Source organism: Nostoc sp. KVJ3 (assembly GCF_026127265.1).
Classification (GTDB): Bacteria; Cyanobacteriota; Cyanobacteriia; order Cyanobacteriales; family Nostocaceae; genus Nostoc.
Window position 1 is genome coordinate 1,391,013 of the sequence record NZ_WWFG01000002.1, and the last position, 14,890, is coordinate 1,405,902.

Below are 14,890 nucleotides of genomic sequence, written 5' to 3' on the forward strand. Positions count from 1 at the left end.
TTAAATATACATTTGTCATTGCGAATGAAGCAAAGCGAAATGAAGCAATCCCAAAGCCTTGCGATTGCTTTGCTACATTTCATTTCGCTCGCAATGACATAAATAATTTTGCGTAACCACTTAAAGCCCTGTAGCTGTAAATCCTGCCCAGTAAAATGGTGCTGCAAAAGGGTAGGGTTTGCGCTTGCAGGTTCTTGTTAATATTGCTCTTGCTACTGGACGCTTTTCTTCTGGGAGTTGAGCAAAAATTTCTTCAATTTGTGGATGATATTTAACTAACAGTGCTTCAAATTCCTCTGTTATTAAATTTCGTAACCAATGCTGTGCTTGATTGAGTGCTATGGAGACACTATTTATTGTTTGCAGGTTTTCATAAAATTTCATCATCAAAAACGCTGTAGATAAATCGCTGACAGTCCACAAACTACTAACTACAGCTTGACTACCAGCTAACAGAAAACCGCTAGGTAAACCAATGTATTCGTCGCTGGTATTTCTAGTATCAATCAATCCAGTTTCGCAAGCGGAAAGGGTGACGAGGCGACATTTTTCTAATTTGAGACTGAATATTTTATCTAAAGTCAGGCATTTTTCTAAATCGTGGGTTTCCCCTGCTCGTAAATTCAGGTAACGTTCGGAGTCGAGTTTTGTTGGAGTGTCTGCGATGGGTGCATTTGCCAAAATTAAGGCTGATTTACCGGGATTTGTTAAGTTAAAATACCCGTGACAGCTAAAGTGGGCGCAATGGTAAGTATTTAAGTCAGTATTATTAATAGCTGTTAGTGTCGCTGCTGTTTTTTTCAGAACGTTGGAAGTATTAAAGTAGCTTTGAATAACTTGTACTTCCAAATCGGTGTAATTCAGGTCTTCTGTGGGATTTTGAATTGCAAACAGGGATTGAAAATCAGGACGTTTGCGCTGTTGTACCTGTTGCAGTAGTTGACAACTGGGTGCATAGCTTACACCACCAGCAAATAAATCTAGAAGACAAGACGAATTTTCAGAATTTTGATTTATTGGAATTGCATGAAGGGGGAATAAATGCAGGAATTGATGGGGAATTAGGATGAGTTTATCGCAGTGCTTTGGTATCTGGGTTATTATTTCATCAATGTGCAGAATCGAAGCTAATTCTTTAAGTGCTTTCCCTAAGTTATTTAGCCATTTGTCTTTTTGACCGTAGTAGTTCTGCAAATATTCATTTCTCCAATTTCCTAAAGCTTGTCGGTCTTCCGGTTGGGATTGCCAAACACTTAATTTTCCTTGTTTTGTGACAATAAACGCCAGAATTTTATCGTTGAGAATATACCACTCGATAATGGCTGTATGCTCATCCAAAGAACCTTGGAAAGAGTCAAATTTGAAACCATAACCAACAGGTAAGTATTGGTTTTGCAATTCATTACGCTGGTTTCGCAACTGTTGTAGATGTTGTGCTAGGAGTTGGGGATTTTCAGCTTTGCCATTTTGGATTTGATATTGTCCTACGGCTATTTCATCCCTGTATTTTTCTAGTTGAGTGAATACTTCTGGAGGGAAGATGGTTTTAGAGTCGCGTTCGAGGATTTGTTCAACTAAACTGCGGGTTTTACTACGTTCAACATATTCAATTGCTTCGGTAATCTTATTTAATTCCAAGCAAACTTCTACCATGCTGCTATAAACTTTGTTAAACTGTTCCGCTTGTTTGCGTTTGCTTTCTTCTCCAGATACTATTTCTTCCCGTAAAGATTCTATAGTGGCAATGGCAGACTCAAAAGTTTTGTATGCTAGGCCAAACTGGGCTGCGTCTTGATAAGTAATTCCCAGGTTGAATAAAGTTTGTGCATGGTTTTCAGGCAAAGCTTCAGGAGTTATGACAGTTAAAACAGCAGTATAAGCAGCGATCGCATTTTCAATGTTATCTGCCCTGTCTCCTTTTATTCTCTCTCTGTAGGCATTTGCGAGATTATTTTGCGTCATTGCCCATTGTTGAGGTAAAGCTTCTCTGGTGTAGACAGTTAAAGCAGCAGTAGAAGCAGCGATCGCATTTTCGATGTTATCTGCCCCGTCTCCTTTAATTCTCTCCCTGTAGGCAATTGCGAGATTATTTTGCGTTCCTGCCCATTGTTGAGGTAAAGCTTCTCTGGTGTAGACAGTTAAAACAGCAGTATAAGCAGCGATCGCCTGATCGATGTTATCTGCCCTGTCTCCTTTAATTCTATTGCTGTAGGCAGCAGCGAGATTATTTTGCGTCATTGCCCAATCAACAGGCAAAGCTTCTCTGGTTCTGACAGTTAGAGCAACAGTATAAGCCGCGATCGCATTTTCGATGTTATCTGCCTTGTCTCCTTTGATTCTATCGCTGTAGGCAAGTCCGAGATTATGTTGCGTTATTGCCCAATCAAAAGGCAAAGCTTCTCTGGTATGGACAGTTAAAGCAGCAGTAGAAGCCGCGATCGCCTGATCGATGTTATCTGCCTTGTCTCCTTTAATTCTCTCCCTGTAGGCAGCAGCGAGATTATTTTGCGTCATTGCCCATTCAAAAGGCAAAGCTTCTCTGGTTCTGACAGTTAAAGCAGCAGTATAAGCAGCGATCGCCTGATCGATGTTATCTGCCCTGTCTCCTTTAATTCTATTACTGTAGGTAATTGCGAGATTATTTTGCATTATTGCCCATTCAAAAGGCAAAGCTTCTCTGGTGTAGACAGTTAAAGTAGCAGTAGAAGAAGCGATCGCTTGTTCGATGTTATCTGCCCTGTCTCCTTTAATTCTATTGCTGTAGGCAGCAGCGAGATTATTTTGCGTTATTGCCCAATCATGAGGTAAAGCTTCTCTGGTGTAGACAGTTAAAGCAGCAGTAGAAGAAGCGATCGCCTGTTCGATGTTATCTGCCCTGTCTCCTTTAATTCTCTCTCTGTAGGCATTTGCGAGATTATTTTGCGTCATTGCCCATTGTTGAGGTAAAGCTTCTCTGGTGTAGACAGTTAAAGCAGCAGTAGAAGAAGCGATCGCCTGTTCGATGTTATCTGCCCTGTCTCCTTTAATTCTCTCTCTGTAGGCATTTGCGAGATTATTTTGCGTCATTGCCCAATATTGAGGCAAAGCTTCCTTGGTGTAGACAGTTAAAGCCGCAGTATAAGCAGCGATCGCCTGATCGATGTTATCTGCCTTGTCTCCTTTGATTCTATCGCTGTAGGCAGCAGCGAGATTATATTGCGTTGCTGCCCAAGATTGAGGCAAAGCTTCTTTGGTTCTGACAGTTAAAGCAGCAGTTAAAGCCGCGATCGCATTTTCGATGTTATCTGCCTTGTCTCCTTTAATTCTATTTCTGTAGGCATTTGCGAGATTATTTTGCGTCATTGCCCAATCAATAGGCAAAGCTTCTCTAGTTCTGACAGTTAAAGCAGCAGTATATGCAGCGATCGCATTTTCGATGTTATCTGCCTTGTCTCCTTTAATTCTATTTCTGTAGGCATTTGCGAGATTATATTGCGTTGCTGCCCAAGATTGAGGCAAAGCTTCTCTGGTGTAGACAGTTAAAGCAGCAGTATAAGCAGCGATCGCACTTTCGATGTTATCTGCGCTGTCTCCTTTAATTCTATTGCTGTAGGCAGCAGCGAGATTATTCTGCGTTGCTGCCCATTGTTGAGGCAAAACTTCTCTGGTATAGACTGTCAACACGACTTCATAGCCAGTAATGGCAATTTCCATATTGCTGGCTTTGCTACCCAAGGGGAATTGCTGAATTAGATTGCTAAATGCGACAATATCTGCTGCTAGGTATTTCGCCTCATCTGCTTGGACTTCCCCCAGTGCACTTGTCCCCCAATGGCGCAATATTTCTACTAACACCTCGTCGAGTTTGTCTGTATTCTTTGCCAGCAAGGGGTAAACTACCTGCGCGTCACCTCCACTTTCTGCTGTTACTTTCAGCACTTGCCCTAAGAAATCTAAGTATTCTTGTTCTGTGGCAGTCGATGATAATTTACTAGAAACCCCAAGTTGCTGTCCTGCTATATTCATTAAACGATTAGCTTGGTCTAATTCGCCCTGCCTTAGTAGATTACTTGCCATTTCCAGCATCTTTTGTACTAAGCCAGCATCAATTAAATCTTGGTTTGCAGCCAAAATTTCTTGTACTTCATCGTCACTACGGCAATTCAACAGGTTTTGAATAAGGTTGAAATAGGCTTGCTGACGCTGTTCGTTCATGGGTAAGGGTGTGAGAAATCACACTATTATAGTGTGTGAAAAATTTGACACCAGTACCCCAGATTTCGAGCAAGTATAGAGTTTTATCACAGGTGATGTGTGTCTGCCAATGAAAGAACCTCGTGGATGAGTATTTTTTACTTGTGAACAGACAATATAGTGATTTTGCGGTAAGCGTTGGCGCAGCCTCTCGTAGAGAAGCTATGCCGTTAGGCTTATCGCCTTCCTCGTCGCAGACATCACTCCTAAAAAAACAGTGCGATTGTCGTTACAATCAAAATCATAACTAATATTAATCCTTCTAAATTCCAAAAGGAGTAATTATGAGTACCGAAACAGCCCTATGGAAAATCATCGAAAGTTTGCCCAGTTCCCTGAAAATTGAACTTTTACATTATGCCGAATATTTAATCACTAAATCTTCAACACTTCCACAAGTCGAAGATGTAACCGTTTTAGAAACGAATATAGAAGAAAGAAAAAATTGGCAATCTTTCTCTTTAAATAACTTAAATCAATGTTATGCAGAAGATGAACCAGAATATGCTATAGAATCAATTAAAGAATATAACCCTAATTATGAAAGAAGGTAACATCATACTAACTCCTATTCCTCAAGCAAATGGAGAAATAAAAAACCGTCCTACGCTGATTTTGAGAGAAATGCCAAAATATCAAGACTTTTTGACATGTGGGATTTAGTACACAATTAAAACAATATATTCCTAACTTTGACGAAATCATTTCACCTAATGATGATGATTTTCAACCCAGTGGTTTAGTTCGTCAATCTGTTATTAGATTAAGTTTTTTAGCTGTCATTACTCGTAACAGTATAATTGGCTCAATTGGCACAATTTCAACGGAAAGGCATAAGAAATTATTAGATAATCTTAGTCAATATCTATAGGACTTACGCACAAGAGATCCCCCAACTCCCTTAAAAAGGGGGCTTTTAGAGTTCTCCTCTTTTTAAGGGGGGTTAGGGGGGATCTAGGTTTTAGGTTTTCAGTGCATAAGTCCTGATCTAATTCAATTAATAGAGTAATCGCCGCAGACATCAATCCTACAAAATAGTGCGGGCTACGCTAACGCATTTGTGATTTCGGGGTTCGCATTTATTATTTTTGTGTTTGCAATTATAGATTTGGCAATGCCTGGGTTGGGCTACGCTAACGCATTTGTTATTTTGGCGATCGCTATATCTCCCAATCCTCAATCAACAAGTTATTAATGCGTTGGAATTCTCTAGTGCTATGGGTGATGAGGGTTAAGTTATTTGTCAGGGTGATGGCGGCAATTTGTAAGTCATACGCGCCAATGGGAGTACCTAATGCTTCTAGTTGAGAGCGAATTGTTCCAAACGTCGTTGCTGCTAAGTCATCAAAGGGTAGTGATGTAAATTGGGCTAAAAATTGTTGTTGTAAAGTAAGATTACCTTGTGGGTTGGCACTTTTCATTGCACCATAAAATAGTTCAGCTTTGACGATTGAGCAAACGGCAATATCTTTAGTAGCAGTGGATTCTAGTTTCTGCTTTAAAGTGGAATTTTTACCCCGCATATAAATAATACAGGTGTTAGTATCGATCAGGAATTTCACAGGATTGGTTCGCGTTCTGGTTGTTGTCCTTGGGGATGACGCAAGAATGTTTCATCTTGGATACATCCATAAAATTGAGGCAGGGGATATTCTGTTATTTCGGTTGGAGTTGCTGGTTGTAGGGACTCAATGAGGGTTTTTAGTAATCGAGTAAGGTCAAATTCTTCGGGTAATTTAGCCACGAGGAATTGACGGAATAATTCTGAGATTTTGCTTGTTTGCACAGATTGGGTGTTGTTATTGTGTGTAGTCAAGCTTTGTGCCAGGAGTTGGATAATATACAATTTATCGTCAGGTGAAAGCTGAAGGAGTTGTTGTTCGAGTTCTGGGACAACCATGATGTAGCTCAGGTGGAGGATAATTTCATTTTACTTTCATAATCAAAAGTTAATTTAGCTATGCCTGCGGTAGTCACTGAGCGGCTGGTGAGCAGAGTCGAACCATGTCGTACCCTTACGGGGAAGCAAGCCGACAGATAATTAGTCGCTGTACACTTGATTTATGCCAAAATTTACTATTGAGCAATACTTTCACCAAAGCCGATGATGGGATTTGAACCCACGGCCTGCTGATTACGAATCAGCTGCTCTACCACTGAGCCACATCGGCCTACACAATCTAGGAGTATAACATAATTAAATTATGGTGGATCAAAATCCTAAAAATCGCCTTAATCCCGAACAATATGCCAGCCTCAAAGCAGAAATAGCCGCTCCTTATCGCGGGTTACGACAATTTTTCTACATCGCTTTCGCTGCTTCTGGCTCACTCGGTGCATTCGTCTTTTTCTTCCAAGTCCTTGCCGGACGGAATGTTGAGAGTGCAATGCCAAGTTTAGCTCTCCAATTAGGAATCGTTGCCCTAATGGTCTTTCTCTGGCGCTGGGAACAGCATCGACAACAACGCCCCCAATCGGGTAAAAATCCTAATTCCTGAAGGAATAAATTTTAACTTGCCATATTCAAATCCCACTAGTTGAAATTCAAACCGGACATCGATGACCCTATATTTTTGTTGAAACGGGGTCAGCTATATTTAAAGACACCAAGTTTTATGTTTAAAAACTCCTAAAATTAATAAAAATCGTAATATTTGGAAGCACCAAACTAATAAATTATCAGTCTGGTGTTTCCAATTTGCTAACTAGGCATTTACTGGCCTGTTACCAAATAAGATGAAGGAATTGCTTGGGCACGTCCAGCACTGACGAGTGCTTGGTAAACAAAGGCAGCAACTTCGGCTCTAGTTGCTTCACGGCTAGGATTGAGTTGCCTCACGGTGGGATAGTTGATTACTAATTGCCGTGCAGTTGCGGCGGCAACAGGTGCGATCGCATAATTAGGAATCTGGGCCGCATCGGTGTAAAAAGAAAGGATATTCTGATTATTCGTAGTTAAGCCCAAACCGTTAGCTAAAGATACTAACGCCTGAACTCTGGGAATTTGCTGTTGTGGTTTAAAAGTGCCATCGGGATAACCAGAAACAAATTGACTCTGGTAAGCAGATTGAATTGCAGCGTAAGCCCAAAAATTGGTTGCTACATCCTTAAACTTAATCCCTGCGCGTTTGGCTGGTGGTGTTAAAGCTTTAGTGACAATAGTAGCGAATTGAGCGCGGGTTACAGGTTCATTGGGTTTAAAGCTGCCATCAGGAAAGCCAGCGATAATATTTTGAGAGGCTAAAGCTTCGATGTAGGCTTTTGCCCAGAAATTTGCAGCCACATCTTTAAAAGCGACAGGCCCTCCAGGGGGTACGTTAACAGATGCAGCAACAAAATCTACTGAGCCGAAAATCTTTTTCTGATTAATATCATTGCCAACAGCGACAATTTTACTGGTTTTGGTAGCATTGTTCACATCGTAACGAGTGTTATTGCGAATCAGATTACCACCAGGATCTTGGTTGGTGCCGAGGTCGGGTAGAGCATTGACAGTTGCTACTACACCATCCCGCTTATTATTCTGAATGACATTCTTACGCAATATCGGTTTTGCTGACTCTGAGATAAAAAGACCATCTTGGTTTTCGATGATTTGGTTTTCCACAACTAGGGGTGTGGAAGTACCACCAATGGCCAGACCAAAACCAGTATCCTGAAATACGTTATTCCGAATTTCTCCTTGGGCAGCTTTAGCAATTGAAATCCCATTGCCTTTGTTTTGCACAAAGAGGTTACTTTCAATTTTAGGATTGCCTGTACCCGTCACAAAAACACCCTCTCTAACACTGTTAGTAAAAGTATTGTTTTTGATAAGGGGATTAGTTGACTCCACCCACACAGCCGTACCTCGGCTATTTGGGTTGGTGACGGTGACACCAGTAATTGTGGTATCTTGTTCGGCAAGAATGGTAACGTCCTGTCTGGCAAAGGTGCGGCTAGTGTAAAAACCTCCACCTGTAATTAATATTGCCTGACCTTTACTAGCTTCATCACCTCGCAGTGTCACTCCTGGTTTAAGCAACAAGGGGAAGGTTTCGCCACTTTCTTGGTTATAGTTACCAGGTGCTAATTGAATAACTGCACCTGGTTGGGCTTGACTGAGAGCGAAACTGATACTTTTGTAAGGTGCTGTTGAAGTTGCACCAGCACCAGCACTATCTGCACCAGTTGCGGGATTAACGTAAATCGCGGCAGAGGTTGTCGGAACTTGGGCTGTGAGAGTTGGGGCGATACCTTTTGAGTTAGTCGCGCCAGCATTAACCTGACTTGGTAGTAGTATTGAACCACCAGAAACGACAAGCATTGCCGTGAGTCCGGCTCCCACGCGTAAAGTATATCTGAGATGAGTGTTAGAAAGAAGGCGAAAATTTTTCGCTAGAGAAACGTGAAAACCCCGATATTTCATTTTTTGAGTCTGTGATGTGCTGAAGTATGTCGAACAAGGTTAAAAATAGCAGCCTGATAGCTGCTGTCAAACCCATGCAAAACTATACTGGATGATTAGCACAGATTCAGCTAAATTCAGTAAATCGCAAAGTTTTCCTCGATCGCGATCGCTAACCATTATCTAAGCACTGATAAGTTGTATAAACTTACACTTAATTATAAAAATTTTATTGATCCGTTCCTTCTAAGCACTAATCACAGCGATCGCATCAATTTCTACTAATACGTCTTTAGGTAAGCGCGATACCTGGACACAAGCCCGTGCTGGGGCTGTGTCTTCCGGGAAATATTTCGCATAAATGGCATTTACAGCCGCAAAATCATTCATATCAGCTAAAAATACAGTGGTCTTTACCACATCTTGAAAAGTTGCCCCGGCTGCGGTGAGGATGGCTTCAAGATTAGCTAATACTTGCTCGGTTTGCTTTTTGACATCATCAGTGTAGACGACATCACCAAGGCGGGGATCGATGGCAATTTGTCCAGCTACGAATAGAAATTGACCGGAAGCTGCGATCGCTTGATTATAAGGGCCCACGGGTGCGGGGGCGTTATCAGTATTAATTACTTTACGGGTCATAGATATTACTTTTTCTAACGATGTTTCCTGTTTACCGTTTTCTGCTTCAGCTGCGATCGGTTTATAGACTTCTCCATCTGGCATTATCGCACGACTAAAGTCAGCATCCTCAATTAGCCATCCATAAGTAGTGGTATCAGTCAAGTCTGCTCTTGTCAAATTTGTTTCCTTCAAATTTGCCTTTCTCAAATCTGCTCCTTGGAGAACTGCTCTCTCCAAATTTGCTCTTTGGAGACAAGATTGTTTGAGGTTTGCCTGTCCGAGATTGGCTCCAGCCAGATCAGTTCCAGTCAAATTTAAGCCTGATAGATTAAATTTCTGTAAATTTACTGCTTGCAGTTTAGCACCCTGTAGATTTGCATTTTGAAAGTTTACGCCCTCTAAGTTAGCTCGACTCAAATCTGCTGCTACCAGGGAAGCTCCACTAAAATCTACACTACTGAGTGTTGAATTACTCAAATTTGCTCCTGTCAAGGAAACTTCTCTCAGTTTTGCACTATTCAAATTTGCATGACTCAAATTTGCCTTGTCTAAGCTGGCGTGACTCAAGCTTGCACTATTCAAATTTGCATGACTCAAGTTTGCCTTGTCTAAGTTGGCGTGACTCAAGTTTGCATTAATTAGATTTGCTCCACTTAAGTTAACATTGCTTAAGTTTGCACCACTAAAGTTTGCTGCCGGCTGTAGCACACGTTGAGGGCGGCTACCAATCAAAATAAATGTACCATTCACTTTACTGAGATTTGCGGCTGTCAGACATGCCTTACTAAAATCGGTTCCGTTAATTATTGCCTCTGTCAGGTTTGCCTTACTTAAATCCGCACCTTTAAAATTTGCACCAGTTAGGTCGGCATTCGATAAGTCTATTTGAATGAGGTCTGTATTTCTGAGGTCTACATTTTTCAGTACTGCTCTCTGAAAATTCCGTTGTCCTGCGGCATATTTCTCCAACAGTTCCTTAGCATCCATAATGCACCTTTAAATACCATTGACACAGTATAATCACAAAAATTTTGTGTCAGAAATATTCCAATACTGTTCGGTTAAGGCAAGAGACGCGATGAATCGCCGTCTCTACAATAATCATTTTTTCGTCTTGACGGCGATTTATCGCGTCTTTGTGATGATTCCTCGCATCTTTACGCTCTAGAATTTCCATCAAAAAACCTGAACCGAACCGTATTGAGAGATATTCCTCTCCCCTCTTTCTTAGCGCCCTTTGCGTCCTTTGCGGTTCGTAATCAAAACCGTAGTTTTACTGATATTTATTTTGGCACACCATAAATAAGTACTTGGACAGAATTAATTACACAATGTCATTGCGAATGAAGCAAAGCGTAATGGCTGTAAATATTTTTGTCCAACTACTTATCAGTTTTTTTAGACCTGTTTAAGAGGATGTTTTAAAAGTCCTCTGGTCGGTAGCAAAAAGTTTTAGATCCCCCTAAATCCCACGATAAATTGGGGGACTTTGATTCTTCCCCCTTAAAAAGGGGGGTTAGGGGGGATCAACAAGTGCCTAAAATTATAGCCAACCACTTTTAAAACATCCTCTAAGATTATTCGTTTTTTTATTCTCGCTGAATTGGCATATCCAACCAATCGCTTAATTCATAAGCTAGCCATTCCAATTCTGCTTCCGAAATGAAGCAATAGGTAACACCCTTAACATTAGTATGACTAATACCAGTAGCACTAATCTTATATTTTTGTACTCCTACCCAAATATCTAATCCTGCTGGTATCTGAACTCGATTGCCTTCAAAGTCTCTAGTATGGTGTGTTGGCACATAAACCAGCTTGATGATATTTTCTCTAGACAATAGATAGGGACGCTGAAATTTAAATCCTAATAATTCATGGGTTAAGGAAATTTGCTGCTGATTTATATGCAGTCGAATATGCCCGTAAAGATTAAACAAAACGGTATAAACCATCGACAAACCCACACCCCAAAAGGGAAGTGAGAACATGGCAAAGGGAATATTCACAGGGAAAGGGGTTGAGAGCGCGCCAATTGTCCACACAAGAATAAATGAATTCCAAATGGTGGCAAACATACCGAGAAAAAATAGCGATGAAGGGAAACGAGGCGGAAGAATAATGTCTAGAGCATCCTGATTCTTGCTCAGTTGAATTTTGCTCCCAGATGGTTGCCTAACATCTAGAGTTGGAGCGCTTTCAATTTGCGGTTTATCCAAAGCTGCCAATGCGACATGGGCAGAACCAAAACGTTTTTCTAAACTAGGTTCAGTCATTGACTTCAACCAGCGAGTCAATCCCTGACTTAGATGAGCTACCTGCTCAAACTGAATACGAAAATCTTTTTGGGGTAAATCGGCTGGGTGAGTACCCGTCACCAAGTAAATTAATGTTGCCCCTAAGCTATAAAGATCGGAAGCTGGAACTGTGCGGCCGCCAAATTGCTCCTGTGGCATATAGCCATAACTTCCTACCACAGTCCTAGTCCCCCCTTCTGTGGCGAGGACAGTTTGCACTGAGCCAAAATCTACTAAATAAACTTGACCAACGCTATTACCAGAACGTTCTCCCAATAAAATATTGCTAGGCTTAATATCACGGTGAATAACAGGCGGATATAGCCCATGTAAATAAATGAGAATTTCTAAAAGTGCTTTGGCTATTTGTTTGACTTCTGCTTCGGTAAAAGTCCGCCCAGTTTGGAAGTATTGCTCTAAAGTTTGTGCTGGGATATAAGTTTGTACTAGGGCAAATCCTTTAATGGTGGGTGAATTTACCTCAAAATAGTCTAAATAGCGAGGTATTAAGGGATGTGACAAAGATTTTAGTGTTTCAGCTTCTCGCTCAAACAGCTTGAGATCGTCCCATTCAAAATCACTACCAAAAGAGAGTAACTTAATGACGACTAATTCCTGAGTTTTTAAGTTACGAGCTATAAGTGTCCGCCGCCCGGCTTTTTTTCCTAATAGCTGCTGAACTTGGTAGCGTAAATCCCTAGCATCTTGTCCTCGGACATCGCCTAATATTTCACCAATCATTATGGTTTCTTATAATGCTACGTTTGAAAAGTTTTTATAGCTTATGACTTTTCAATTTGGCAAATCGATATCTTTAGTATAATTGCGTAATTCTATGCCCTCCCAACTTTGGCCTTATATTACCCCTGGTATTCCTGATGAATTATTCGAGCATTTGCCAGGAATTCCCCTGAGTCAGCGAGAAGTCCGACTATTGTTAATTGCTCAACTACGCTTAACCTCAGATTCTGTTTTGTGGGATATTGGTGCAGGAACAGGTACAATTCCCGTAGAAGTGGGGTTATTATGTCCAAAGGGTCAGATTATCGCTATCGAAAGGGATGAAGAAGTAGCTAATCTGATCAAGCGTAACTGCGATCGCTTTGATGTGAAAAACGTCGAAGTAATTGAAGGTAGTGCCCCTGAGTGTTTACATGACCTTAAGCTTGCCCCTCACCGCATTTGTATTGAGGGAGGAAGACCCATTCAGGAAATATTGCAAGCAGCTTGGCATTATTTGCCACCATCCGGTCGGGTTGTAGCCACAGCTGCTAATCTAGAGAGTCTATATGCTATTTCTCAGAGCTTTTCTCTATTAAGGGCTAGAAATATCGAAGTAGTACAGTCTGCGGTTAACCGCTTGGAGACGCGCGGCTTTTCTCAAACCTTTACTGCTGTTGATCCCATTTTTATCCTTAGTGGTGAGAAACTGGATTAAATCCAAAATACTTCTATGCCTTGGTCTCGGATTATTAGTGGAATTGTTGCGATCGCTCTTGCTCTTTCTGTTACCCTTTTGGGGGGTTGGTACTTTACCATCATGTTTGCGGTTGTCGTCTTTTTGGGTCAACAGGAATATTTTAATTTGGTGCGAGCCAGAGGCATCGCTCCCGCAGCTAAAACCACTATGGCTGTCAGCCTAATTTTGCTAGTAATTTGTACTATTGATGGCAGTTTAGCTGACGCTGTAATGCCCTTAGCTGGCACACTTATCTGTTTTTATCTGTTATTTCAGCCCAAATTTGCCACGATCGCTGACGTTTCCGCTTCTATTATGGGACTATTTTACGTTGGTTATTTGCCAAGTTACTGGGTGCGGTTACGAGCAATTGATAGTGCTGCTTTTAGTAATCTCCCATTAGGAGCTTACTGGCCTACAACTTGGACAGATTTCTGGGAAAAGGCAAATTCTGCTTCTTTACCAGAAGGTTTTACAGCAACACTGCTGACTTTTTTGTGTATTTGGGCAGCCGATATTGGTGCTTATACTATTGGCAAATTCTTTGGGAAAACCCGTTTGTCTGAGATTAGCCCGAAAAAAACTGTAGAAGGTGCTGTCTTTGGCATTACTTCAAGTGTTGCTGTAGCCATAGCAGGAGCCTATTATCTCCATTTGCCCAGATCCCCGTTTACTGGTTTAGCTCTAGGTTTGCTGATTGGCATTGCTAGTCTTTTAGGGGATCTTACAGAGTCTATGCTTAAACGAGATGCTGGAGTCAAAGATTCTGGACAATTGATCCCCGGTCATGGTGGTATTTTAGACCGTACTGATAGTTATATTTTCACGGCTCCTTTGGTTTATTATTTTGTGACATTACTATTACCGCTAATAGCACATAGGTGAGTTGGGTATTGGGCATTGGGCACTTGTACTGAGCGTAGCTGAAGTATTGCTCCTTGTTAATTACAGCGTTTTCAGGTAAATGAAGTACACAGGTAGGGGCACAGCAGTTCTAGGCTGTTGACTCTGTGCCTTTTAGGAGTTAAAAGCCCAATTCTTTAATTTTTCATCATCAAGGATTAATTTTAATCCCTCCACGACACACCAACTTGCCTGGGATCAGTGTTAGTTCTTGGATATCGACATCTGAACCAAGATCCACGTTGTATTCATGATTGTCGTCTAATACATCTTGCTGGTGAGACTTTATTTTTATATGTGCTAGTTGCAACTCATGTCCATTGATTAACCGTAAGCCCAGACAAATCTCTAGAGGCGTTGTTTCACTATTGGTTACTCTCAAGCCTCGCAGTATAATTTGATTGTTATCAAGAATAATTTCTTGCCAGTTAATTGGTTGTGACTCTGAGAAATGTGTCGGTAAAACCTTAACCAGTAAATCGCTCAAAGCAGTCGATAATAAATGAGATGAGAGAGAAGCATTCAGATCCTTCTCGTCTACGATCAAATCGCCAACTACTGGTACTGTTTCTAACAGTCTTAGAGGTTTTCCCTTGAGTACGGAACCAATGTTTATCTGAATATTTTCTGCTGTTAATTGAATTTTTGTAATCAGGAGACCTTGATAAACTGCATGAGTAGCAAAAATAGATACCAAGGGGATGCGTCCAGAGAGAAGTTCGCGATCGCTTGTTTTAATCTCCACTTCTAATTCCGATATTTGGCTCACTTGCGCTCTCAACCAGAGCTTTAGGGCTTTTGTGACTACCTGCGTAATTATACGTATCTTATTTGCAGGTGTTGTTTGAGAATTTTGCTCTGGCATCTAACCAATTTGTTTATGAGTATTTACTTAACAACCGAACAGAAATTAAACAAGTCTTAAATGTAACATTTATGCCTACTCGCTACAAAATGCAAATATCATTTAATTGTTAACAGTAAATA

General features: G+C 41.0%; 12 protein-coding genes and 1 tRNA gene. 4 read left to right on the forward strand and 9 right to left on the reverse strand.

The annotated features are described in order from the left end of the window. Positions 1 to 120 precede the first annotated feature (120 nt). Positions 121 to 4,194, reverse strand: a complete 4,074-nt coding sequence (locus GTQ43_RS22010) for a CHAT domain-containing tetratricopeptide repeat protein (protein ID WP_265274871.1) — start codon at positions 4,192 to 4,194, stop codon at positions 121 to 123. A 323-nt stretch (positions 4,195 to 4,517) separates the two neighbouring features. On the opposite strand from GTQ43_RS22010, the gene GTQ43_RS22015 reads away from it, so the two are divergent. Then, a complete protein-coding gene (locus tag GTQ43_RS22015; RefSeq protein WP_265274872.1) occupies positions 4,518 to 4,787 on the forward strand; it encodes a DUF2281 domain-containing protein in 270 nt (89 codons plus the stop codon). Positions 4,788 to 5,393: 606 nt separating this feature from the next. Here GTQ43_RS22015 and vapC read toward each other — a convergent pair. The 3 genes from vapC to GTQ43_RS22030 form a co-directional block, all read right to left on the reverse strand. Further along, a complete protein-coding gene (gene vapC, locus GTQ43_RS22020) occupies positions 5,394 to 5,795 on the reverse strand; it encodes a type II toxin-antitoxin system tRNA(fMet)-specific endonuclease VapC (RefSeq protein WP_265274873.1) in 402 nt (133 codons plus the stop codon). Then, positions 5,792 to 6,133: a hypothetical protein gene (locus GTQ43_RS22025; RefSeq protein WP_265274874.1), complete on the reverse strand. Its 342-nt coding sequence runs from the start codon at positions 6,131 to 6,133 to the stop codon at positions 5,792 to 5,794. The genes vapC and GTQ43_RS22025 overlap by 4 nt, the downstream gene beginning before the upstream one ends. Before the next feature lie 199 nt (positions 6,134 to 6,332). Beyond that, positions 6,333 to 6,404: transfer RNA gene (locus GTQ43_RS22030), tRNA-Thr, on the reverse strand. A 33-nt stretch (positions 6,405 to 6,437) separates the two neighbouring features. On the opposite strand from GTQ43_RS22030, the gene GTQ43_RS22035 reads away from it, so the two are divergent. Beyond that, a complete protein-coding gene (locus GTQ43_RS22035; protein WP_265274875.1) occupies positions 6,438 to 6,731 on the forward strand; it encodes a DUF3493 domain-containing protein in 294 nt (97 codons plus the stop codon). 215 nt (positions 6,732 to 6,946) lie between these two features. On the opposite strand, the gene GTQ43_RS22040 is transcribed toward GTQ43_RS22035, so the two are convergent. From GTQ43_RS22040 to GTQ43_RS22060, 4 genes are all read right to left on the reverse strand, one after another. Beyond that, on the reverse strand, positions 6,947 to 8,641 hold the full coding sequence (locus GTQ43_RS22040) for a DUF1565 domain-containing protein (RefSeq protein ID WP_265274876.1): 1,695 nt from the start codon (positions 8,639 to 8,641) through the stop codon (positions 6,947 to 6,949). Positions 8,642 to 8,866: 225 nt separating this feature from the next. Beyond that, entirely contained in the window at positions 8,867 to 10,231 is a 1,365-nt protein-coding gene (locus tag GTQ43_RS41495) for a Rid family detoxifying hydrolase (RefSeq protein ID WP_321162507.1), read from the reverse strand. Between the two features lie 49 nt (positions 10,232 to 10,280). Continuing rightward, a complete protein-coding gene (locus tag GTQ43_RS22055) occupies positions 10,281 to 10,421 on the reverse strand; it encodes a hypothetical protein (protein WP_265274878.1) in 141 nt (46 codons plus the stop codon). Between the two features lie 412 nt (positions 10,422 to 10,833). Further along, positions 10,834 to 12,282 (reverse strand): serine/threonine protein kinase, encoded by a 1,449-nt coding sequence (locus GTQ43_RS22060; protein WP_265274879.1) that lies wholly within the window; start codon positions 12,280 to 12,282, stop codon positions 10,834 to 10,836. 94 nt (positions 12,283 to 12,376) lie between these two features. Here GTQ43_RS22060 and cbiT point away from each other — a divergent pair, with 94 nt between their 5' ends. Continuing rightward, a complete protein-coding gene (gene cbiT, locus GTQ43_RS22065) occupies positions 12,377 to 12,979 on the forward strand; it encodes a precorrin-6Y C5,15-methyltransferase subunit CbiT (RefSeq protein ID WP_265274880.1) in 603 nt (200 codons plus the stop codon). Positions 12,980 to 12,994: 15 nt separating this feature from the next. Next, entirely contained in the window at positions 12,995 to 13,885 is an 891-nt protein-coding gene (locus GTQ43_RS22070; protein WP_265274881.1) for a phosphatidate cytidylyltransferase, read from the forward strand. A gap of 169 nt (positions 13,886 to 14,054) precedes the next feature. Here the strand turns inward: GTQ43_RS22070 and GTQ43_RS22075 are convergent, their stop codons facing one another. Continuing rightward, a complete protein-coding gene (locus tag GTQ43_RS22075; protein WP_265274882.1) occupies positions 14,055 to 14,768 on the reverse strand; it encodes a DUF2993 domain-containing protein in 714 nt (237 codons plus the stop codon). Positions 14,769 to 14,890: the final 122 nt, after the last annotated feature.

What these genes read in the sequence shown, in the direction of transcription:
- GTQ43_RS22010 (WP_265274871.1), bottom strand. Translation starts at nt 4,194, where the DNA reads ATGAACGAACAGCGTCAGCAAGCCTATTTCAACCTTATTCAAAACCTG.
- GTQ43_RS22015 (WP_265274872.1), top strand. Translation starts at nt 4,518, where the DNA reads ATGAGTACCGAAACAGCCCTATGGAAAATCATCGAAAGTTTGCCCAGT.
- GTQ43_RS22025 (WP_265274874.1), bottom strand. Translation starts at nt 6,133, where the DNA reads ATGGTTGTCCCAGAACTCGAACAACAACTCCTTCAGCTTTCACCTGAC.
- GTQ43_RS22035 (WP_265274875.1), top strand. Translation starts at nt 6,438, where the DNA reads ATGGTGGATCAAAATCCTAAAAATCGCCTTAATCCCGAACAATATGCC.
- GTQ43_RS22040 (WP_265274876.1), bottom strand. Translation starts at nt 8,641, where the DNA reads ATGAAATATCGGGGTTTTCACGTTTCTCTAGCGAAAAATTTTCGCCTT.
- GTQ43_RS41495 (WP_321162507.1), bottom strand. Translation starts at nt 10,231, where the DNA reads ATGGATGCTAAGGAACTGTTGGAGAAATATGCCGCAGGACAACGGAAT.
- GTQ43_RS22055 (WP_265274878.1), bottom strand. Translation starts at nt 10,421, where the DNA reads ATGGAAATTCTAGAGCGTAAAGATGCGAGGAATCATCACAAAGACGCG.
- GTQ43_RS22060 (WP_265274879.1), bottom strand. Translation starts at nt 12,282, where the DNA reads ATGATTGGTGAAATATTAGGCGATGTCCGAGGACAAGATGCTAGGGAT.
- cbiT (WP_265274880.1), top strand. Translation starts at nt 12,377, where the DNA reads ATGCCCTCCCAACTTTGGCCTTATATTACCCCTGGTATTCCTGATGAA.
- GTQ43_RS22070 (WP_265274881.1), top strand. Translation starts at nt 12,995, where the DNA reads ATGCCTTGGTCTCGGATTATTAGTGGAATTGTTGCGATCGCTCTTGCT.
- GTQ43_RS22075 (WP_265274882.1), bottom strand. Translation starts at nt 14,768, where the DNA reads ATGCCAGAGCAAAATTCTCAAACAACACCTGCAAATAAGATACGTATA.